The organism is Methylophilus sp., assembly GCF_052173275.1.
In the GTDB taxonomy this organism is placed as follows: Bacteria; Pseudomonadota; Gammaproteobacteria; order Burkholderiales; family Methylophilaceae; genus Methylophilus.
Genome location: NZ_JBQMUL010000002.1, coordinates 931,517 through 952,260, shown reverse-complemented (window position 1 = coordinate 952,260; position 20,744 = coordinate 931,517). Strand labels below are relative to the sequence as shown.

Below are 20,744 nucleotides of genomic sequence, written 5' to 3'. Positions count from 1 at the left end.
CGTTATAACAAGTAAACATAGTTAAAGGAAACGCGGAATGCAGCAGTTCGCCCGCGTAGACGCTGTCATTCCGTCTTTCCTTAATTTCGTGTTTCCCTTAATTAAAGCCATGATGCGTACGTTATACCTTTAGTGAAACTCGCCAATAAAATCGATATTGCCTTGCCCGTAGGCACCGAACTGCATGACTACACCATTACGCGGGTGTTGAGTCTGGGCGGGTTCAGCTTCGTCTATCTGGCGCAGGATAAGCAGAAAAACACCGTTGCCATCAAGGAATACATGCCGGTCACACTGGCCAAGCGCGATGGACAGACGCATATTCGTTCCAATGGCAAAAATGAAGCCGCCTATAAACATGGCATGAAGTGCTTTTTTGAGGAAGGGCTGGCGCTCGCCAATATCGAGCACAAGAATATCGTGCGCGTGAAAAACTTCTTCCGCGCCAATAACACCGTGTATATGGTGATGAAATACGAGCGCGGTAAATCGCTGCAGGATTACATCATGGCTTTGTCGCAGCCGGTGCCGGAAAATTTCATGATCCGCATGTTTGTGGAGCTGCTCAATGGCCTGCGTGAAGTGCATACGCGCAAACTACTGCACCTGGATATCAAACCGGCCAATATTTATATCCGTCTGGATGGCTCGCCGGTGCTGCTGGACTTCGGATCAGCGCGCCAGGCCTTGTCTGAGGTGACACTGGCACCGACCTACACCCCGGGCTTCGCGCCGCCGGAACAATATATAGACCGCAAGCATCTGGGGCCTTGGAGTGATATCTACAGCATAGGCGCCAGCATGTATGCCTGTCTGCAACGTTCATCACCACTGGCGGCCAATATCCGCCTGAATGAAGATACGCTGGTGCCTGCGGTAGAACTGGGCAAGCAGGTGTATTCTGAAAAACTGCTGTCGATTATTGATGACTGTATGCAGATCGATTACCTGATGCGGCCACAAAGTGTGTTTTCATTGCAGAAAAAGATGATTGAGGTGCACGTGGCAGATGATGTGCGCGGCTCTCTGGTCGATAAAATTATTAAAGTGCTCACCAAACCACTATGAAATTTTCAATTGCGCAGGGCAGTCGCCAGGGGCCGCGTCCGTATAACCAGGATCGCCTAGCTTACTCTTACCATAGACATGCGATTTTAATGGTGCTGGCCGATGGCATGGGCGGGCATCAGCACGGTGATGTAGCGGCAGAAATCGCCGTCAAAAGCATGGTAGAAGCCTTCCAGCGGGAATCCGAGCCCATGATCGCGCACCCGGCGCAGTTTCTGCGCGAGCAGATTGCCCAGGTGCATGACGTGATTGAAAATGTGCGTGTACGCAAAAAACTGGCAGAATCACCACGTACCACCATAGTGGTAGCCTTGATCCAGCACAATAAATTGTTTTGTGCGCACGTAGGCGATTCGCGCCTGTATCTGTACCGTAACGGCCTGGAAGAATTCCAGACCCAGGATCATTCGGTGGTGCAATCGTTATTACGCGAAGGCAGGATCACGGCCGAGCAGATTGAACGTCACCCGCACCGCAACAAAATCTATAATTGCGTAGGTGGTGATAAACCGCCACAAGTCGAGCTCGCTGATCCTATTCCGCTGAGCGAGGGCGATGTCATCTTGTTATGTTCGGATGGCGTGTGGAACACCGTGCCCGATATCACCATGGCCCAGCATATGCTGGCGGCCAATATGCAAGATGGCGTCACGCGCCTGCTCGATGATGCCGATGCCGCCAGCATCACCGTTGGCGACAATATGAGCGCCATTGCCGTGCAGTGGGGTGAGCGCAACACCGCGCCGCTGTCGGTTTCTACCCTGGATTTACCGGGCGATGGCACCACCACCATGCTTAGCCAGGCCGGCGCCATGCCCAACCCGCATGCACTGGATCTGACTGATGACGAAATTGAAAAGGCGATTGCCGATATACAGGACGCGCTGGGCAGAACCCGGCAACATATTAAAAAAGAGGACTCTTAGAATGACCAGACCGAGCGAACGTGCCAACGACCAGTTGCGCAGTATTGAAATCATCCGCAGCTACACCAAACACGCCGAAGGCTCGGTATTGGTCAAATTCGGTGATACCCACGTGATTTGTACCGCCAGTATCGAAGAAAAAGTACCTGGTTTCCTCAAAGGAAAAAACCAGGGCTGGGTGACGGCCGAATACGGCATGCTGCCGCGTTCTACCGGTTCACGCATGGACAGGGAAGCCGCCCGTGGCAAGCAAACCGGGCGCACCCAGGAGATACAGCGCCTGATCGGCCGCAGCCTGCGCGCGGTGATCGATATGCAAAAACTCGGTGAGCGCACCATCCATTTTGACTGTGACGTCATCCAGGCCGATGGCGGTACACGCACCGCTAGCATCACCGGCGCTTATGTCGCCATGGTCGATGCTGTTAGTACTTTGCTGGCAAAAGGGCTGCTCACGGTCAGCCCGATCAAAGACTCGGTTGGCGCGATCTCGGTAGGTGTTTATAAAGGTGTGCCGGTGCTGGACCTGGACTATATTGAAGACTCCGATTGTGATACCGACATGAACGTGGTCATGACTGGCAGCGGTGGCTTTGTTGAAATCCAGGGCACTGCCGAAGGTGAGCCTTTCAGCCGCGATGCCATGAACCAGATGCTGGACCTTGCAGCAAAAGGCATCGCCGAATTATCCCAACTGCAACAACAGGCATTAGCGAAATAACATGGCATTAACCTTCAACAAACTGGTCATCGCCTCTGGTAACAAAGGCAAAATCCGCGAAATCGCGCATGTGCTGACGCCCTTGAATATCGCGATTGTGTCGCAATCTGAATTCAACGTGCCTGAGTGCCCGGAGCCGTATGAAACCTTTGTTGAAAACGCCCTGGCCAAAGCGCGGCATGCCAGCCAGCACACCGGTTTACCAGCCCTGGCTGATGATTCCGGCTTATGTGTGCATGCCCTGCAAGGCGCGCCCGGCGTGATTTCCGCACGTTATGCCGGTCCGTTGCCAGCGAATAGCCTGCTCACGCAGGATGAACGTAATAACGATAAACTGCTCACAGTCATGTCGCGCGAAAGTGATCGCCGCGCCTATTTTTACAGTGTGCTGGTGCTGGTGCGCTCGCCAAATGACCCGCAACCGATCATTGCCGATGGCGTGTGGCTGGGTGAGATCCTGCGCGAGTTCCGCGGGTCTGACGGGTTTGGCTATGACCCCTTATTTATGGATATGGCAACACGTAAAACCGTGGCTGAATTACCGCTGGAAGTGAAAAGTAAAATGAGTCACCGCGGCCAGGCCTTGGTAAAATTGCTACAAGCGTTAGAAAAAAGCCAGTAAAAGCGGCGAGTGAAAGAACAAGCATATGACAAATGAGTGGCCCAAATGGGTGCGTGACGACGGATCGGTGGTTTCCTGCACCGAAAAAGTCAAAGTCATGTCTGAAAATTTTGATGAGCTCAAGCAGATCGCACAAGATGCGCTGGAAGACGGCTTGCTGATGGAAGTCAGCGAAGAGCAGATGCGCAAGGCATTGCATGAATTAGTAGAGCAGCTCATTAATCCCTACAACAAGATCTAGGTTTGCTATCCAACATGGCAAGCCCCTCACCGCAACAAATCCTCCACGACGTTTTCGGTTACAACCAGTTCCGCCACCAGCAACAAGCCATCGTAGAGCATGTGATCGCCGGGCAGGATGCGCTGGTGCTGATGCCTACCGGCGGCGGTAAATCCCTTTGTTACCAGATCCCCGCCTTGGCGCGCGATGGCCTGGCGATCGTCGTCTCACCGCTGATCGCGCTGATGCAGGACCAGGTCGAAGCGCTGCAACAAGTGGGTGTGAACGCCGCCTTTTTAAATTCCAGCCTCAGTGCTGAGGATAATGCCCGCATCACCCGCGAAGTTGTGAGCGGAGAAATCAAGTTACTGTATGTCGCCCCCGAGCGCCTGATGGTCGGCAGCTTTTTAAGCCTGCTCGACGAAGTGCAGCAACACACCGGCCTCGCCCTGTTTGCCATTGACGAAGCGCATTGTGTATCGCAATGGGGGCATGATTTCCGCCCGGAATACCGCCAGCTCACCGTGCTGCACAACCGCTTCCCCGATGTGCCGCGTATCGCGCTGACAGCCACGGCAGATGCACCTACACGTGCCGAAATCATTAGTCAGCTCAATCTCGAAAACGCCCGCCAGTTCGTTTCCAGTTTTGACCGCCCGAATATCCGTTACCACGTTGGCATTAAAAACAATGCGCGCCAGCAATTGCAGGCATTTCTGGCGCGTGAACACGCGAACGACGCTGGCATTATTTATTGTTTATCGCGCAAAAAAGTCGAAGAAACCGCCGCCTGGCTGGTAGAAAAAGGCTGGTCAGCATTGCCTTACCATGCCGGCTTGCCCGCGCAATTGCGCGAAGTGCACCAACGCCGCTTCCTGCGTGAAGAAGGCATCATCATGGTGGCAACCATCGCATTCGGCATGGGCATAGATAAACCCAACGTGCGTTTTGTCGCGCATTTAGATTTACCAAAAAGCATGGAAGGCTACTACCAGGAAACCGGCCGCGCCGGGCGTGATGGCCTGCCAGCCAACGCCTGGATGGTCTACGGCATGGGCGATGTCGTCTCCATGCGGCAAATGCTTGATAGCGGCGAAGCCTCAGAAGAACGCAAACGGTTAGAGCGTTTAAAACTGGACGCCTTGCTAGGCTACTGCGAATCCACCGCCTGCCGCCACCAAAGCATCTTGCGCTATTTTGGCGAAAACCACCCCGGCGCCTGCGAACAATGCGATAACTGCCTGCACCCGGTCGAAACCTGGGAAGCCACCCAGGTCGCACAAATGGCACTTTCCTGTGTATTCCGCACTGGCCAAAGATTCGGCGTCGGCCATTTAATCGATGTGCTTACCGGCAAAACTACCGCACAAGTCGAGCGCTTTGGTCACGACAAAGTCAGCACCTTCGGCATAGGTAAAACCCTCAATCAAAACCAGTGGAGCGGTGTGTATCGCCAACTGATCGCAGCGGGGTTACTGGAAGCCGATATGGCAGCCTACGGCGGCTTAAAGCTGACAGAAGCGGCAAGGCCAGTGCTCAAAGGCGAACAGGAAGTCTGGCTACGCCGCGATGCCGAACCGGAAAAACGCATGAGCAAAGCCGAGCGTAGCGCCCGCGCCAAAGAAGCATTTGAAGGTGCGAATGATGACCCGCTCTGGCAAGCACTTAAAGCGAAAAGGTTAGAACTGGCGAGAGAGCAAGGTGTGCCACCGTATGTTATTTTTCACGATAGTACGTTGCTGGAAATCCACAACCGCAAACCGCAGACCTTGGATAAAATGGGGCAGATTAGTGGGATAGGGCAGGCGAAATTACAGAAATATGGGGATGCATTTTTGCTGATATTGGAGGAATTGATTTAGAGGAGAGAGGTATTAAACGCATCCAGATTCAAGTTGGGTAAGCCATGCATTAAAAAGTGGACATTCTTGTCTTATCGCAGTTAAGCCTATTTCCAAGGCTGCTAATGTACCCATCAACGGTTTATTGTAGCTGGGATATAAATCCAAAATTCTCTTTGATGGGGCAGTGAGAGGTGAGTCATTTATATGTTCAGGCGTGGGAAAGGTACCTTTTATCGTAGAAAAACTTTCACTTAGAGATGCTTTTCCGATCCCATAAGCCAGTTTCTCTGGGTCGCTAAAAAGCAAACCTTCAAATTCATGCATCATAATATAAGGGATAAATCTGCTTACCTTAAAGCCTCCTCCCATTTGCATGCATATGTCTGCATGGATTGCATCTTGTATAACTATTGGTTTTCTCTCAAAAGCTAAAGTACTGGATGCTGCACGCATGGGCCAATTTAAAGGGTCTTTTTGAGGAAGTGCATAGTAATCAACCATAATTGTAGAAAAGCATGCAGTATCGGCTTTTAGGTGATTGATAATTTCGTCTCTCACGGATGACCAAGATTTGATTCCACCACGCTTTGCTCTCATTCGAGCGTTTCCAAGGAGTCGAGCACCTATATTAGTGTATCCATAATTATATAGATGTGGGGCAAGCACCTCATTTACAAAGGTTTCTTCTGTTTCACCCTCGACATGTATTAATAATCTAGACATTTATCTTTCTGCTTTAGGTCTTCCACCAATCTCATTTTTCTCCCACAACTGACCTAAACTAAATTCTTCCAACCATTTATCGAGTGTTTCTGAATTCTCTAGTCTGGTTAATACCGTTCCACCATCCACTCTATCAGCAACAAGTATGTCCTCTGGTTCAAAATGATCAAGGAGTAACGGGGATTGCGTAGAAATAATTACCTGAGTCTGAATAGAAGATTGTTTTATTAAAGACGCCAGCATAGTGATTGCATATGGATGCAGGCCCAGTTCAGGCTCATCAACTAATATTACTGAAGGTCGATAATTTTCAGGTTGAAGGAATAATGTTGTTAATGCGATAAACCTTAGCGAACCATCAGAAAATGAAGAGGCATCAAAATACTCATCGGAACCTTTATGTTTCCATTCCAAACGAATTTTTTCTGCATTTAATTTTTGCGGTAGTAGAACAAAATCTTCAAAGTATGGAGCGACCCTTTGAACCGTTCGCCGTATCATGTCATAAGAAGATTCATGTTTTTCTTTTAGATAATAAAGAAAACTCGCTAAATTGGAGCCATCTGGACGAAGAAAACGATTGTCGTTGATGTCCATAGTTTTCTTCATAGGCGAAGATGAGCTGGTGTCGTGAAAGTGGTAAACACGCCATTTATCAAGATGGTCTCTTACATATTGGGCTACGGTTTTAGTTATTTTGCCATCACTGATACCAGCTTCTTTACCCACTCTATTAATAGGATAGCTAATGGGGCTAGGGTAGACTTTGTTCCAAAAATATACTGATTCAGACACTGGGATTAGATCATCTTCATCTGTAGGCTCCAGATGAATGGAATATTGATTAACACCTTCAGAGAAGCTAATTCGTATATATAGGCTTTCAGTTACTTTGCGACCAAAATGAAGAATTTTATTTGCACCACCAGTTTTAATTACTGAGTCCTGCAGATTGCCCTCACGGATGGCATGCAGAAATGAGAAAACACCGATAAAATTTGATTTTCCAGACCCATTAGGGCCGATAACAACATTAATAGGATTTAATTTAAGAGCGTCTATGGCAGAAATACTCTTGTATCCTTTAATGGTAATTGTCTCTAGTTGGGCCATTTTTTTTAGCTAAAATCTATAATTACTAGGCAGAATGTACTTATTCATTCTACACACTTAATAGATCGATGCGTTATCAATCGAGTTTTTAAGTCCAGCAGATTACCGTGGATCCTGCTTACTCAATTAGTTATTTGTTTACTTACTATTGTTCGCTAGTAGCGGCTTCAAAGTCGGCCAAACATTCTCCAATATTTTGCGCTGCGCATTCACATTAGGGTGCAGCCCATCTTCCAGCACCAGATCACTATGACCACTAATACCATCCAAAAAGAACGGTATAAATGGTATTTTGTATTTCTCCGCTAGCTCCAGGTAAGCTGCTTTAAAACCATTGGTGTATCTGGGGCCGTAGTTTGGCGGTATAAACATGCCAAGCAAAACTACCTGCGCATTAGCCTGTTTGCTGGCGAGTATCATTTTTTCAAGGTTGCTTTTCATTGCATCCAGCGATAAGGCGCGCAGGCCGTCATTGGCGCCTAGTTCTATCACTACGATGCTTGGTTTAAACTGCTTGATTGCGGCGGGTAAACGGCTGAGCCCGCCCGCAGTTGTTTCACCGCTGACGCTGGCGTTGGCAACTTCGTAGGGCAATTGGTTGTCTTTCACTCGTTGTGCCAGCAGACTGACCCAGCCTTGAGACTGGGGGATATGGTAGGCGGCGGATAAACTGTCTCCAAATACCAGTATCGTTTGTTTGGATGCGGCCTCTGCCATAGCTAAGTTGGTAAACAATAAACCAGGTAACACGATCAATATTTTTAGAAATCGGAACATCATTAATGCCAAGCCCTTATGCTGTTGAAGCGCTGTCTTTAAGTAAATCTGTTGTGAGCAATGATACAACAATCCCCATCCTGACCAATTTGAATCTTGCCGTACCCAAGGGTGAGAGGCTGGCGATCATTGGGAGTTCCGGTTCCGGTAAATCTACTTTGCTAGGCCTGCTGGCGGGGTTGGATATCGCGAGTAGTGGCAAAGTCCTGATCGCCGGGAAAGATATTGGGCAGATGGATGAGGATGGTCGGGCGGCGGTCCGTGCCGAGCATATGGGCTTTGTGTTTCAATCCTTCCAGTTGCTGGGTTCGCTGACTGCGCTGGAAAATGTGATGCTGCCTTTACAACTGGCAGGTCGCCGTGATGCGCAGGCGATTGCGGTATCGGCACTTGAAAGTGTAGGGCTGGCAGCGCGTGCCACGCATTACCCGAAACAGTTATCGGGCGGTGAACAGCAACGGGTAGCGATTGCCAGGGCATTTGCCGCCAAGCCTTCTATTTTATTTGCCGATGAGCCGACTGGTAATCTGGATGTGGCAACGGGTGAGGCGATTATTCAATTACTGTTCGATCTGAATGCGCAGAGCGGTACGACGCTGGTGCTGGTCACGCATGATATGAACCTGGCGAGACGTTGCCAGCGGGTGCTGACTTTGCAGAATGGCGTGCTCAACGAGCGCACGATGCCTAATAATTCAGGAGCGCATTAATGCTGGCGCTATCGATTGCCTGGCGCCAATTCCGCAGCCTGTGGTTTTCAGGGGAGATCCGGGTATTGCTGTTCGCGCTGATCCTGGCGGTGACAGCGACTACTTCAGTCAGTTTTTTCACTGACCGTATCAAGTCCAGCATGCAAACCCAGGGCAATGTGTTGCTGGGCGCGGATCTGGTGGTGAACTCAGACCATGCCATTCCCGCCACTTATCTGGCAGAGGCGCAACAGCGCCAATACCAGGCCACGCAGGCGCTGGAATTTTCCAGCATGGCGGTGAAAGGCGAGAGCAGTGAGCTCGCTGAAATCAAAGCGGTGGCAGCCGGTTTCCCGCTACGCGGACATTTGACCATCAGCAGGCAGTCAGCAGCCACGGCACAGGGTGAACAAGTTTCAGCAGAAATCCCCGACCCCGGCACGGTATGGATAGAGCCGCGACTGGCGCAAAAACTCGCATTGAGCATAGGTGATGAGATCAGCTTGGGTGAAAGCCAGTTTACCGTCGCCGCCTTTGTATTGCAGGAGCCTTCGCGTGGTGGCGATATGTTCAGCATTGCGCCGCGTTTGTTTATGAATAGTGCCGATGTGGCTGCCACCCGCCTGGTCCAGTTTGGCAGCCGTGTGAAATATCAGTTGCTGGTCGCCAGTGACAACAATATTGACGAGCAAGCGATAGCAAATTATGCCGAATGGCTGAAGCCGCAACTCGCGCGTGGTGAACGCATAGACGATATCCGCAGTGCGCGACCGGAGATGCGCAACGCGCTTGATAAAGCGCAGCAGTTCCTGGGTATCGCCTCTATGGTCGGCGTGATCCTGGCGATGGTGGCCATGTTGCTGGCGAGTATTCCCTACGTGCAAAAAAGCCTGGATGCTTATGCGCTGATGCGTTGCTTTGGCGCGACCAAAAAACTGATCACGCAGATATTGCTTTACCAGACCTTGCTGTTGGCGTTGGTCGGCAGCCTGATCGGCTGTGTGCTGGGTTTCGCTGCCCAGTATGGGCTAGCTATTTTGGCCGGACGCCTGTTTGTGGAGACTTTGCCTGCCCCGGGCTGGATGCCGGTTTTTCTGGGTCTGGCGACCGGGTTTGCGACCTTGCTCACTGTGGTGTGGCCGCAACTGATGCGTTTACGCGCAGTGCCGGCCTTGCGCATTTTGCGCCAGGACTTGGAAGGCGATGTGCGTATGAATGCTATCGTATTCATCCCCGCATTTCTGGTGCTGGCCGGGCTGGTGTTCTGGCATGCCGGTGATCTCAAACTGGCAGGCATTGTATTCGCATCGCTGATCGCCTTGGTCGTGGTGGCGGGCTTCTTGGCGCTGGCCGGGTTGCGTATCGTGCAATCGTTCTCTGTGCAAAATTTCGGCATTATCAAACTTGGCCTGATGGGTTTAAGGCGCCGTCCGATATTGACCATCGCGCAAGTGGTTGGCCTGAGCATGGGTTTAATGGCGGTGCTGCTGCTGGCATTTGTGCGTAATGACCTGCTAAAAAGCTGGCAAACCTCATTACCGGCGGATGCGCCTAACCGTTTTGTGATCAATATCCAGGCCGAGCAAATACCGGGCATTAATGATTTACTCACCGCGCATGCCATCCAGCATGCCGATATCTTCCCTATGGTGCGCGCACGCCTGGAAGCGGTGAACGGCAAGCCGATTAATACCGACGATTACAAAGATGACCGCGCCAAACGCCTGGCCGAGCGCGAATTCAATCTTTCATGGGCGGCGCAGATGCAAGCCGATAATGAGCTGGTAGCCGGGCAATGGTGGCGTGCCGAGGACGCAGGTAAACCCCAATTGTCTTTAGAGCAGGGGCTGGCCGAAACCCTCAATTTAAAGTTGGGTGACCAACTTTCTTACGATGTGGCGGGCAGCAAACTCAATCTCACCATCACCAGTTTGCGCAAGGTGGAGTGGAACAGCATGCACGTTAACTTTTTTGCCGTGACGCCGCCTAAAGTGCTGGATAGCTATGCCGCCAACTACCTCACCAGTTTTCACCTGCCTGCCCGCAATGAAAACGTGTTGAATCAGCTGGTCAAGCAGTTTCCCAACCTCACTATTATCAATGTGGCTGCGGTGATGGAACAGCTGCAGGGGCTGCTCAGCAAAATGAGTTACGCGATAGAATTCGTGTTTGGCTTTAGTCTTTTGGCCGGTGTGGCCGTGCTATACGCCGCGCTGATGGCGACCCGCGAAGAACGCGTGCGGGAAAGCACTTTGATGCGCGTGCTCGGCGCTTCAAGAAAACAAGTGGTGCTGGCCATGCTGGTGGAGTTTTTATGTATAGGCATACTGGCCAGTATAGTCGCCAATATTTTCACCAATGTCGCCGCGTATTACCTGGCTACTTTCATACTCAATATCGAGTACCAGTTCAATGCCTGGTTCACTGTGCAGGCTTTGCTGGCAGCCATCGTGCTGGTGCCGTTTGCAGCATGGCTGGTCGCGCGTAACCAGTTTAATCAACCGCCCAGGGTGTTGCTGCAAAGTATTTAAACAGCTGCTTTTTAACCGTAAGGACACATCTATACATTCAATTCCCGTCGCGATACTGCGTTGCTCACAAAAAATTTCTCCTTACATATCAATTATATGCGGCGTCAAAACTTTTTATTCGCGCCTTGCCTGGCTAGTAACTTGTTTTATAGAAGTGCCCTTAACGCGTTAAAATGCACGCATGATCCCGATTTACCCTGCCAACAGTTTAAGTGACGCGCCCTTACAAGGTGACGTCACGCTGAGCGGCCTCACCAATCCGCCGCCACTTTCGTTATATATCCATATCCCCTGGTGCGTACGCAAATGCCCTTATTGCGACTTTAATTCGCACGAAGCCCGGCAAGAGGTTCCAGAGGCCGCATATGTAGATGCGCTGATCGCCGACCTCGAGCAAGCCACGCCGCTGGTGTGGGGCCGCAAAATCCGCAGCGTGTTTTTTGGTGGCGGCACGCCCAGTATTTTCTCCGCCCCAGCCATAGATAAAATCCTCAGTCATGTGCGCATGCTCACGCCGCTGGAATATGGTGCCGAAGTCACGCTGGAAGCCAACCCCGGCACGGTGGATATCGCTAATTTCAAAGGGTATCGCGATGCAGGCGTGAACCGTGTGTCGCTAGGCATACAAAGTTTTCAGCCGCAATACTTAAAAGCTTTGGGCCGTATCCATGACCGTGAACAGGCGCTAGCTGCTGCTGAACTGGCATTGAATACCTTTGATAAAGTGAACCTGGACGTGATGTATGCACTGCCAGAACAAAGCCTGCAAGATGCATTAAAAGATGCCGAAACCGCCTGCCAGCTCAAACCTGCGCATTTGTCGTTCTATCACCTGACGCTGGAACCCAACACACCGTTCCACCGCACGCCACCCAGCTTGCCGGATGACGATACCAGCGCCACCATGCAGGAAGAGATCGAGAAAATACTCGCCAGTCACGGCTACCAGCACTATGAAACCTCAGGTTTTGCACTGCCCGGCCAGCAGTGTCAGCACAACCTGAATTACTGGACGTTTGGCGACTATCTGGGCATTGGTGCCGGTGCGCATTCCAAGCTGAGTTTTCACGACAAGATCATTCGCCAGAGCCGGCACAAGCATCCGAAGAAATACCTGGAAGCCGTGACGACAGGGCAGATGGTCGATCATGAATGGCAGATCGGGCGGGATGATCTGGCGTTTGAATTTATGATGAATGCATTAAGGCTGGTAGATGGGGTGGAGGTGGATTTGTTCCAGCAACGCACGGGCTTGCCGTTGCGGAGTATTCAAGCGACCATGAAAGAGGCTGTTGAGAAAGGGTTGTTGCAACAGACGGCGCAGAGGATAGTGCCGACATTGCTGGGGCAGCGGTTTTTGAATACTTTGCTGGAGATGTTTTTACCGGAGTAGGTGATTTTAAACGCAGTTGTAAGCGCATGGTTTTGCACGGGGAGTTGTGCGCGGGAGTAACGAATCGCTTTCTTGAAAGGTGCTGGTGCTGCACGAGGGTATCATTTTGAATTAGGGATTAGTCGGGATTTCTCAGAGCTTGCTCTGAGCCTGATAATGGTTGGCTTATGGGACAGTTGATCAGCCCTCCAGTAGGGCTACACTCCCGTTCGTCATTCTGGCGTAGGGTGTAGCAGGGGTTTCATAGAGCATGCTCTATGCCTGCGAAACGACTGGCTTATGCAGAAGTCAGTGCGCCCTGCATGGGAGAATCCAGGCAAGGTTCATGCTTAGCATGGTTACAATGAGGAGTAAGCGTTCCACTTACTGGAAGTTTTAATCGGTATTTCTTTGGGTGGTTCGGCATTCAGTCTTTGCTGTTCTATTTCACCACTCCTTTTCGCCCCTAGGCGAGTTACTTTTCTTTGCTTGCACAAAGAAAACGTAACCAAAAGAAATGCACCCTAGCTTCCGCTTATCTCCTGCGTTGCTCATCAAAATAAGCGGTCGCGAAACTCGCCCTAGCGGCTTGCAAAAGACGCAAGCCACCGCGGAACTCAGACAGTCGCTCTCTTGCTCCTTATTTTGACTCCGCTACTCGGCGCGTCAGATAGGGGCCCATTTAAAACCACCACGATGAAGCAGTAGTGGAGCACAATGGGCTAAGGGCGCTAAGTGACCTATTTAATTCCTAAGACTAAACCCACCAAACCAACTCAATTGTTTTGGTGGGTTTTATTGTTTTGTTTTATTGCAGTGCTTCATTTCAATGGTTGAGCGGGAAGCAATGTGAGAAGCCTCACGTAAGTAACCGCGTAGTGTTTTTCAACGGGCCCCTATCTGACGCGCCGAGTAGCGCAGTCAGCGTGGGAGTTGTCGGCCAGCGGCTGTTCGAGTTCCGCAACAAGCCACGTTGTGTGTGGCTTGTCAGGGCGAGTTTCGTTGGACGCCCACTTTAAGTCCGGCAAAGCAACGGACGAAAGTCCTAGGATGAGCAACGCAGGGAGAAAGCGGAGGCTAGGGTGTCTTGTTCTTTGCCTTCTTTCTTATGGACAAGCATAAGAAAGAGGGTCGCCTAGAGGCGAAATAAAATGTATCCATAACAATCTGAAGATAATTATTTATCAGCGATCCGAATGACGTTTACTCTGCAATCCCCAAACCACTCCCAACACTAGCAACAATAACCCACTACTCACAATCATCACCAAATGCGGTTGTTTCGATAAACGCTTCACCGACACATGCCCAAGCGCGTTGATATTCGACCGAAAGTTCTCCTGCATTTGCGCAGTCACACTCGACAATCCCGACGGCACTGAAGCAAAAGACGCATGATTTAATTTCATCCATGCCGGTACCTGGATTGAAGGCCAGCTCAGCTTGGGAAAGATACTGCCCGATTGTTCCACCTGCCGTATTTGCAGGCTCATCACCAAGCCTTGTGTCGCAAACATCTGCGGATCCGCTTCATCGGCTTTTTTAATGCGGTGCGTCACTGTATGCAGCGCTTGCGCATTTGGCACGGCGATCAGTTGTGCAGAATTTACGCGCTGATCGGCAGTCAGCAGGATGCCGCGGCTGCGGCTAAAGGTGAGTGATTGCTGCACGAAGCGCTGCTGCAATACCGGGCTTTGCGGATAGAGTTTGGCCGCCAGGCTGTTGATGCTTTCGCCCGGTAACAGCGGCCATAACATGGATTGTTCGTGCTTGGGGTTGGCAATGCCGAATGCGGCTTGTGCTGGCTGATGCGCCAACCCTGCCAGCAGGCTGAAACAAAGCAATCCTGCCATCATCAGCCAATGTGATCTGTGATTCCACTGGAGATGCGGCAGGTGTGTCATCAGCGCCCTAACTGTTGCCTGGCTTGCGCGATGGCGCGGCGGACTTGCTCGGGAGCGGTGCCGCCGGTGTGGTTGCGGCTGGCGACTGACCCTTCCAGGGTGAGGACTTCAAACACGTCATCCCCTATGGTGTCGCTGAAGGCCTGTAATTCAGCCAGGCTGAATTCGGCCAGGTCACGGCCGGTTTCTACGCCTGCTTTCACCGCATGCGCGACGACTTCATGTGCATCACGGAACGGCATGCCTTTTTTCACCAGGTAATCGGCCAGGTCAGTCGCGGTGGCAAAGCCTTCCAGCGCGGCCTGGCGCATATTGTCGGCTTTGACGGTGATGCCGCGCAGCATGTCAGCATAAATCTGCAAGGTGACTAACAGCGTATCGGCGACATCAAACAACGGCTCTTTGTCTTCCTGGTTGTCTTTGTTGTAGGCCAGTGGCTGGCCTTTCATCAATGTCAGCAGGCCGATCAAATGGCCATACACGCGGCCGGTTTTGCCACGCACAAGCTCCGGCACGTCCGGGTTTTTCTTCTGCGGCATGATGGAAGAGCCGGTGCAGAAGCGGTCAGCAATATCAATAAAGCCGAATCTTGGACTCATCCATAAAATCAGTTCTTCAGAAAAACGTGACAGGTGCATCATCAGCAATGAGGCGGCGGCATTAAATTCAATGGCGAAATCACGGTCTGATACCGCGTCCAGCGAGTTCTGGCACACGCTATCAAACCCTAATAATTCGGCGACCAGCTCACGGTTAATCGGGTAGCTGGTACCTGCCAGTGCGGCGGCGCCTAGCGGCAAACGGTTGATACGCTTGCGTGCATCGGCAAAGCGTTCTGCATCGCGGTTCAGCATTTCAAAATAGGCCATCAGGTGGTGGCCAAACGTCACCGGCTGCGCCACTTGCAGATGGGTGAAGCCTGGCATGATGGTGGCGGCATGTTGCTCGGCCAGAGCTAGCAGTGAGGTTTGCAAAGCACGGATACCCGCGATGGTGTCATCCACCACGCTGCGCAGCCACAAGCGCACATCGGTAGCGACCTGGTCATTGCGTGAACGGCCGGTATGCAGGCGTTTGCCGGCATCACCGATCTTCTCGGTCAGGCGTCTTTCAATGTTCAGGTGTACATCTTCTAGGTCCAGCAGCCACTCAAACTGGCCTGCTTCAATCTCGCCCAGGATCTCGCCCAAACCGCGTTTGATATCTTCGACATCCTGCGCAGAAATAATGTCTTGCGCACCCAGCATGGTGGCGTGCGCAATCGAGCCCTGTATATCAAATGCAGCCAGCCGTTTATCAAAATCGACCGAGGCGGTGTAGCGTTTCACCAGTTCGGCGACCGGCTCATTAAAACGGCCGGACCAGGCCTGGTCTTTTTGATGCAGCGAAGATTGTGGTTTGGATTGCGAAGTTGTCAAAGCAAAAATTCTTTCTGCCAGAAATTTGGCGTCTGGCGCATGCTTGCGCCACCGGCGCTTAATACTTATGATGCTGGCACGACATTATAAACGAACATCCCACCGTGCGTAAAAGCAACCGCATTCCTAACTTCCGCAATCTAGGCATACATTTACGTGTGCTGTTATTGCACGTTTGTTTGCTGGGATTGCTGACGATGGCTGGCGGGCAGCCGGGCTGGAGTATTGCGCTGTGGGCAACCGAGCTCACGCAACTGGCCGGGCAATGGCTACCGCCTTTGCTGCTGACCATGGGTGGTTTAACCCTGTTATATCCGTTCATTATTCGCCTGCCTTACCGCAGTGGCCTGGCGGCCATTATGGCATTGGCGCTGTTGCTCACACTGTTATGCAGCTATGGTTATCACAGCTGGATCTCACCGCTTTCTACCGGCCAGTCTCTGCAAATCATTTTGCTGTGTGTTGGCGATGTGGCTTTATGCCTGTATTACTTTGATTTGCTGCAGCGTGCTTATTCACCGGCGATTGCCGAAGCACGCTTGCAGGCTTTGCAGGCACGTATCCGCCCACATTTTCTGTTTAATAGTCTGAACGCAGTACTGTCACTGATACGCAGCCATCCACAGCGCGCTGAAACCGCTCTCGAAGATATGGCCGAATTGTTCCGGGTGCTGATGGCGGATAACCGTGCGCTGGTGCCTTTAGCGCAGGAAATCGAGCTCTGTCAGCAGTACCTGAGCATTGAAAAACTGCGACTGGATGAACGTCTGCAATGCGAATGGCATATGGCGGAAATATCCGCCGGTATCATGATTCCGCCGCTGATCTTGCAGCCGCTGGTTGAAAACGCGGTTTATCACGGCATTGAGCCGCTGGCGCAAGGGGGCACAATCGTGATTAATATCTACACCAGTGGGCAAGATTTATTACTGCGCATCTGCAACCCGCTGTCGTCGCGTCCGGACAAATCCGGTGGCAATAAAATGGCACTGAAAAATATCCGTGAGCGCTTGCGCTTGCATTACGATCTGGAAGCGCGACTCAAACAGTATGAAGCGCAGGGGCAATATGTAGTAGAAATCACCATTCCCACCCGCCCGCTATCCGAGGTGACACATGGCTGACCAGCGATTGCTGATCGTGGATGACGAGCCGCTGGCCAGACAGCGCTTGCGCGATCTGGCAGGGGATATCGGCGGTTACACCATCGTTGCTGAAGCTGCCAATGGCGTGGAAGCGATGGCAGTTTTACAACACACGGCTGTCGATATCGCCCTGGTGGATATCCGCATGCCGGTGATGGATGGCATCGAACTGGCGCAACATATGCGCAAACTTTCCAATCCGCCCAACCTGATTTTCACCACCGCTTATGATCATTATGCCTTGCATGCGTTTGACCTGAATGCGATTGATTACCTGCTCAAACCTATTCGCGTGGAAAGATTATCCGCAGCCTTGGCCAAGGCGCGGCCCTTGCAGGCCAAGCAGTCGCAGGCATTGCAAACATTGCAGGAAGCACCGCAACATTTGAGCATTCATGAGCGTGGCAAGGTGTTACTGATTCCGGTGGAAGAAGTGCTGTACCTACGCGCCGAGCTTAAATATGTGACGGTGCGTACGCGCGAAAAAGCCTATTTACTGGAAGTTTCACTGAATCAGCTGGAGCAGATTTATGCCGACCGCTTTGTGCGTGTGCACCGCAATGCATTAGTCGCAAAAAATGCCATTGCTGGTTACGCAAAACAGCGTGTATCTCAGGGTGAGCAAACGGGCGATGAGGCAGGGGAATCAAGCTGGGTGGTGCTGATCAAAGGGGTTGCGGAGACGCTGGTCGTCAGCCGGCGTCATCAGCATATGATCAGGGCCGTCTAAACGGCCCTGTATGGTTGCATTACATTTTCTTCTTCTGGTCGGCTTGTTCAATCACCTTGGCTGCCCAGTCTTTACCACCGAGGCCAAACGCAATCGCCAGCGCCAGGAATACGGCGCCAAACACAATGATAAACAAGGCGTGTATTAACTGCATGCCTATGCCCAATTGTTCCAGGCCAATAAAAATCGCCAGGATCTGGATGCAATATTCAGCGGAAGTGCTGATGATCAGTGCCTGTTCAAACTTGATGCTGTGCAACCAGGCAAATACCAGGCGGTTGATAAAGCGCGCAAACAAGGTACCAAAAATCACCACCAGGATAGCGACGATGATATGTGGCAGGTAGCTGGCCAGTTCACGTAACAACATCGCCACTTCGGTCATGCCCAAAGAATTGGCACAGGTGATCACAAACAGCAGAATCACCAGCCAGTAAATCACCTGGCTGATAATGCCGCTGAGCGTGACATTGAAATTGGCGCTACGCATAAATGATTCCAGGCCGGAGCGCTTGGCAAAGGCGTCAAACTGCGTGATTTCGAGCAGGCGCTTTACGCCTATGCGTACCAGTTTGGCCACTAACCAGCCAAAAAACAAGATTACAACTACGGCCAGTAATTTAGGCACAAAGTTGACGAGTTCTACCCAAAACTGGTTGAGTGAAGAAAGAAAAATATCGATTTGATACTGCATGGCAGCCCTCCTTTTTTATCGTAAATACTTTAGTTTTTAGCAATGCTTAGGCTAAAAAGCCTAGGTAGCATAACTCAATCCGACCTGACTGTGGCGTAAAAGGTTCGTGAACAATACGCGGCAAGCGCTGTCATGCAGTCCGCCAATCCCCTATGTTAAAATGGTGGCATGACTACCGTTACCCCTCCAAAATCCCTGGTGATCGCCTCACGTGAAAGCGCCTTGGCGATGTGGCAAGCCCGGCATATCCAGGCCCGTTTACAGGCACTTTATCCACAATGCGAGGTCAGCATTTTAGGCATGACCACCACCGGTGACCAGATCCTGGATTCACCGTTATCGCGTATCGGGGGCAAAGGGCTGTTTGTCAAAGAGCTTGAAAATGCACTGGCCGATGGCAGTGCCGATCTTGCTGTGCATAGCCTGAAAGATGTGCCCATGCATCTGCCGGAAGGCTTTGCCCTGGCCGCCACCGGCGAACGTGAAGATCCACGCGATGCTTTTGTCTCCAACACTTTCACCAGCCTGCAGGCGTTGCCTGTCGGCAGCATCGTTGGCACCTCCAGCCTGCGCAGGCAAAGTCAGATCCAGGCGCGTTTTCCGCACCTGAAGATCGAATCCCTGCGCGGTAACGTGCAAACCCGTTTACGCAAGCTCGATGAAGGCCAATATTCGGCGATTATCCTGGCCGCCGCCGGGCTGATCCGCCTGGGCCTGGGTGAGCGCATCAAAGGGTTTATCGACCCGGCAGAGAGTATCCCGGCAGTCGGCCAGGGCGCACTGGGCATTGAAATCAACGCCAACCGCCAAGACCTGATCGCGATCCTGGCACCGCTCAACCATGTGGATACACAATTATGTGTAGAAGCCGAGCGTGGCTTTAGCCGTGCCTTGGCCGGCAGTTGTACCGTGCCGCTTGGCGCGTATGCGACCAAACAGGCTGACACCATCACCATACATGGCTTTGTTGCCAGTGTGGATGGTCAGCAAATGTTGAAAGAAACCGTGACTGGCCCGGCGCAAGGCGCTGAAAAACTCGGGCAGCAACTGGCATTGAAACTGATCGCCCGTGGCGCGGATAAAATCCTGGCAGCGCTGGATGGCGTGAAATGACCCTGCCACTGGCTGGCGTGCACATCGCCGTCACGCGGCCGCCGGAGCAGGCAACAAAACTGAACGCCGCCATCACTGCCGCGGGCGGGGCGGTGATCTCTTTCCCGTTGCTGGATATCACCAGCCTGCCTGACCTCACGGCATTCCATGCAGCCATCACGCCGCTCAGCCAGTTCAAGTGGGCTATTTTTATCAGTAGTAATGCCGTGCAATATGGCATGCCCTTGTTACAGCAGGCGGCATTCCCTTCTACATTAACATTCGCCGCCATCGGCCCCACTACAGCCAGTGCACTGCACGGCTTTGGTGTGGCTGACGTATTAACGCCAAAAGACAGGTTCGATAGTGAGTCCTTGCTCGCCTTGCCTGAATTACAGCACATGCAAGGCCAGCGCGTATTGATCGTACGCGGCGTAGGTGGGCGTGAAGTCCTGGCGGAAAGCTTAAAACAGCGCGGTGCCGAAGTGGTGTTTGGTGAATGCTACCGGCGCATCAACCCACAAGCAAATGCAGAGGTTTTGGCACAGGCTCATGCCGCAGGCAAGTTACAAGCCATCATCATCACCAGCTCAGAAGCCTTGCGTTTTCTGCTCGATCTGGCCGGGCATGCGGATTGGCTGAAAACAGTCCCGCTGTTTGTAAATCATGACCGCATTGCCGAGCAGGCCACTGTCCATGGTTTAACTGTTGCCAGTGCCGGACAACCTGGGGATGAAGCCATGGTGCAGCTACTCACCCGGCACTTCACCGACACGCATTAAATCAATACCTTCCCGAAAAAACGCTTGACACATATAACTAAATAACTAATTATTTAGTTATATGAAGCTGCTCACACACATTCCAGAAGCCTGGTCGGATATTTCTGACCTGTTTGTTGCATTAGGTGATGCACACCGGCAGCGAATTTTGCTATCGTTTGATAAAAATGAGCGCCTGACCATTTTACAGATCGTCGATAGTTCGCAACTCAGCCGCACTGCTGTCACTCATCACCTGAAAGTGCTTGAACGCGGCGGGGCTTTACGTAGCGAAAAAATCGGTCGCGAAGTGTATTTCTGGGTGAATAAAGACTGGATGCAGCAAGCGTTGCAGAATGTCGTGACTTATTTAAAAGAAGAGATATAAGGGGAA

The 20,744-nt window shown here is 51.7% G+C and carries 20 protein-coding genes; 14 read left to right on the top strand and 6 right to left on the bottom strand.

Features of this window, described 5'->3' with window-relative positions; translation table 11 throughout:
* Positions 1-132 precede the first annotated feature (132 nt).
* From ACTS9Y_RS06045 to recQ, 6 genes are read left to right on the top strand one after another with little or no spacing between them, the layout of a single operon-like run.
* Positions 133-1,068: a serine/threonine protein kinase gene (locus tag ACTS9Y_RS06045; RefSeq protein WP_442585069.1), complete on the top strand. Its 936-nt coding sequence runs from the start codon at positions 133-135 to the stop codon at positions 1,066-1,068.
* Complete coding sequence (locus ACTS9Y_RS06040) at positions 1,065-1,994, top strand: PP2C family protein-serine/threonine phosphatase (protein WP_442585068.1); 930 nt, start codon at positions 1,065-1,067, stop codon at positions 1,992-1,994. The genes ACTS9Y_RS06045 and ACTS9Y_RS06040 overlap by 4 nt, the downstream gene beginning before the upstream one ends.
* 1 nt (position 1,995) lies before the next feature.
* On the top strand, positions 1,996-2,715 hold the full coding sequence (rph, locus tag ACTS9Y_RS06035) for a ribonuclease PH (protein WP_442585067.1): 720 nt from the start codon (positions 1,996-1,998) through the stop codon (positions 2,713-2,715).
* A 1-nt stretch (position 2,716) separates the two neighbouring features.
* Positions 2,717-3,337 carry an RdgB/HAM1 family non-canonical purine NTP pyrophosphatase gene (gene rdgB / locus ACTS9Y_RS06030; RefSeq protein WP_442585066.1) on the top strand — a complete coding sequence of 207 codons (621 nt, stop codon included), beginning with the start codon at positions 2,717-2,719 and terminating at the stop codon, positions 3,335-3,337.
* Positions 3,338-3,362: 25 nt separating this feature from the next.
* Positions 3,363-3,578, top strand: coding sequence for a hypothetical protein (locus tag ACTS9Y_RS06025; protein ID WP_442585065.1), 216 nt, complete (start codon positions 3,363-3,365; stop codon positions 3,576-3,578).
* 14 nt (positions 3,579-3,592) lie between these two features.
* Positions 3,593-5,419, top strand: coding sequence for a DNA helicase RecQ (recQ, locus tag ACTS9Y_RS06020; RefSeq protein ID WP_442585064.1), 1,827 nt, complete (start codon positions 3,593-3,595; stop codon positions 5,417-5,419).
* 12 nt (positions 5,420-5,431) lie between these two features.
* On the opposite strand, the gene ACTS9Y_RS06015 is transcribed toward recQ, so the two are convergent.
* The 3 genes from ACTS9Y_RS06015 to ACTS9Y_RS06005 form a co-directional block, all read right to left on the bottom strand.
* The gene (locus ACTS9Y_RS06015) at positions 5,432-6,124 is read right to left on the bottom strand and encodes a DUF4276 family protein (RefSeq protein WP_442585063.1); all 693 of its coding nucleotides are present in this window, start codon (positions 6,122-6,124) and stop codon (positions 5,432-5,434) included.
* Positions 6,125-7,237: an AAA family ATPase gene (locus ACTS9Y_RS06010; protein ID WP_442585062.1), complete on the bottom strand. Its 1,113-nt coding sequence runs from the start codon at positions 7,235-7,237 to the stop codon at positions 6,125-6,127.
* 138 nt (positions 7,238-7,375) lie between these two features.
* On the bottom strand, positions 7,376-7,954 hold the full coding sequence (locus tag ACTS9Y_RS06005; protein ID WP_442585061.1) for an arylesterase: 579 nt from the start codon (positions 7,952-7,954) through the stop codon (positions 7,376-7,378).
* 65 nt (positions 7,955-8,019) lie between these two features.
* On the opposite strand from ACTS9Y_RS06005, the gene ACTS9Y_RS06000 reads away from it, so the two are divergent.
* From ACTS9Y_RS06000 to hemW, 3 genes are all read left to right on the top strand, one after another.
* Complete coding sequence (locus tag ACTS9Y_RS06000) at positions 8,020-8,724, top strand: ABC transporter ATP-binding protein (RefSeq protein ID WP_442585060.1); 705 nt, start codon at positions 8,020-8,022, stop codon at positions 8,722-8,724.
* Positions 8,724-11,234, top strand: coding sequence for an ABC transporter permease (locus ACTS9Y_RS05995; RefSeq protein WP_442585059.1), 2,511 nt, complete (start codon positions 8,724-8,726; stop codon positions 11,232-11,234). Before ACTS9Y_RS06000 ends, ACTS9Y_RS05995 begins: the two co-directional genes overlap by 1 nt.
* A 181-nt stretch (positions 11,235-11,415) precedes the next feature.
* Positions 11,416-12,627: a radical SAM family heme chaperone HemW gene (gene hemW / locus ACTS9Y_RS05990; protein WP_442585058.1), complete on the top strand. Its 1,212-nt coding sequence runs from the start codon at positions 11,416-11,418 to the stop codon at positions 12,625-12,627.
* A 1,163-nt stretch (positions 12,628-13,790) separates the two neighbouring features.
* On the opposite strand, the gene ACTS9Y_RS05985 is transcribed toward hemW, so the two are convergent.
* Positions 13,791-14,510 (bottom strand): hypothetical protein, encoded by a 720-nt coding sequence (locus ACTS9Y_RS05985; protein ID WP_442585057.1) that lies wholly within the window; start codon positions 14,508-14,510, stop codon positions 13,791-13,793.
* On the bottom strand, positions 14,510-15,928 hold the full coding sequence (argH, locus tag ACTS9Y_RS05980; RefSeq protein WP_442585056.1) for an argininosuccinate lyase: 1,419 nt from the start codon (positions 15,926-15,928) through the stop codon (positions 14,510-14,512). Before argH ends, ACTS9Y_RS05985 begins: the two co-directional genes overlap by 1 nt.
* Before the next feature lie 104 nt (positions 15,929-16,032).
* Here argH and ACTS9Y_RS05975 point away from each other — a divergent pair, with 104 nt between their 5' ends.
* Positions 16,033-17,052 (top strand): sensor histidine kinase, encoded by a 1,020-nt coding sequence (locus ACTS9Y_RS05975; protein WP_442585055.1) that lies wholly within the window; start codon positions 16,033-16,035, stop codon positions 17,050-17,052.
* Positions 17,045-17,803, top strand: coding sequence for a LytR/AlgR family response regulator transcription factor (locus ACTS9Y_RS05970; RefSeq protein ID WP_442585054.1), 759 nt, complete (start codon positions 17,045-17,047; stop codon positions 17,801-17,803). The genes ACTS9Y_RS05975 and ACTS9Y_RS05970 overlap by 8 nt, the downstream gene beginning before the upstream one ends.
* A gap of 19 nt (positions 17,804-17,822) precedes the next feature.
* Here ACTS9Y_RS05970 and ACTS9Y_RS05965 read toward each other — a convergent pair whose 3' ends face one another.
* Complete coding sequence (locus ACTS9Y_RS05965) at positions 17,823-18,497, bottom strand: mechanosensitive ion channel family protein (protein WP_379058470.1); 675 nt, start codon at positions 18,495-18,497, stop codon at positions 17,823-17,825.
* Positions 18,498-18,665: 168 nt separating this feature from the next.
* On the opposite strand from ACTS9Y_RS05965, the gene hemC reads away from it, so the two are divergent.
* The 3 genes from hemC (at position 18,666) to ACTS9Y_RS05950 (ending at position 20,738) form a co-directional block, all read left to right on the top strand.
* Positions 18,666-19,610, top strand: coding sequence for a hydroxymethylbilane synthase (hemC, locus tag ACTS9Y_RS05960; RefSeq protein WP_442585053.1), 945 nt, complete (start codon positions 18,666-18,668; stop codon positions 19,608-19,610).
* Complete coding sequence (locus tag ACTS9Y_RS05955; RefSeq protein WP_442585052.1) at positions 19,607-20,371, top strand: uroporphyrinogen-III synthase; 765 nt, start codon at positions 19,607-19,609, stop codon at positions 20,369-20,371. Before hemC ends, ACTS9Y_RS05955 begins: the two co-directional genes overlap by 4 nt.
* A gap of 61 nt (positions 20,372-20,432) precedes the next feature.
* Positions 20,433-20,738 (top strand): ArsR/SmtB family transcription factor, encoded by a 306-nt coding sequence (locus tag ACTS9Y_RS05950; protein WP_442585051.1) that lies wholly within the window; start codon positions 20,433-20,435, stop codon positions 20,736-20,738.
* Positions 20,739-20,744: the final 6 nt, after the last annotated feature.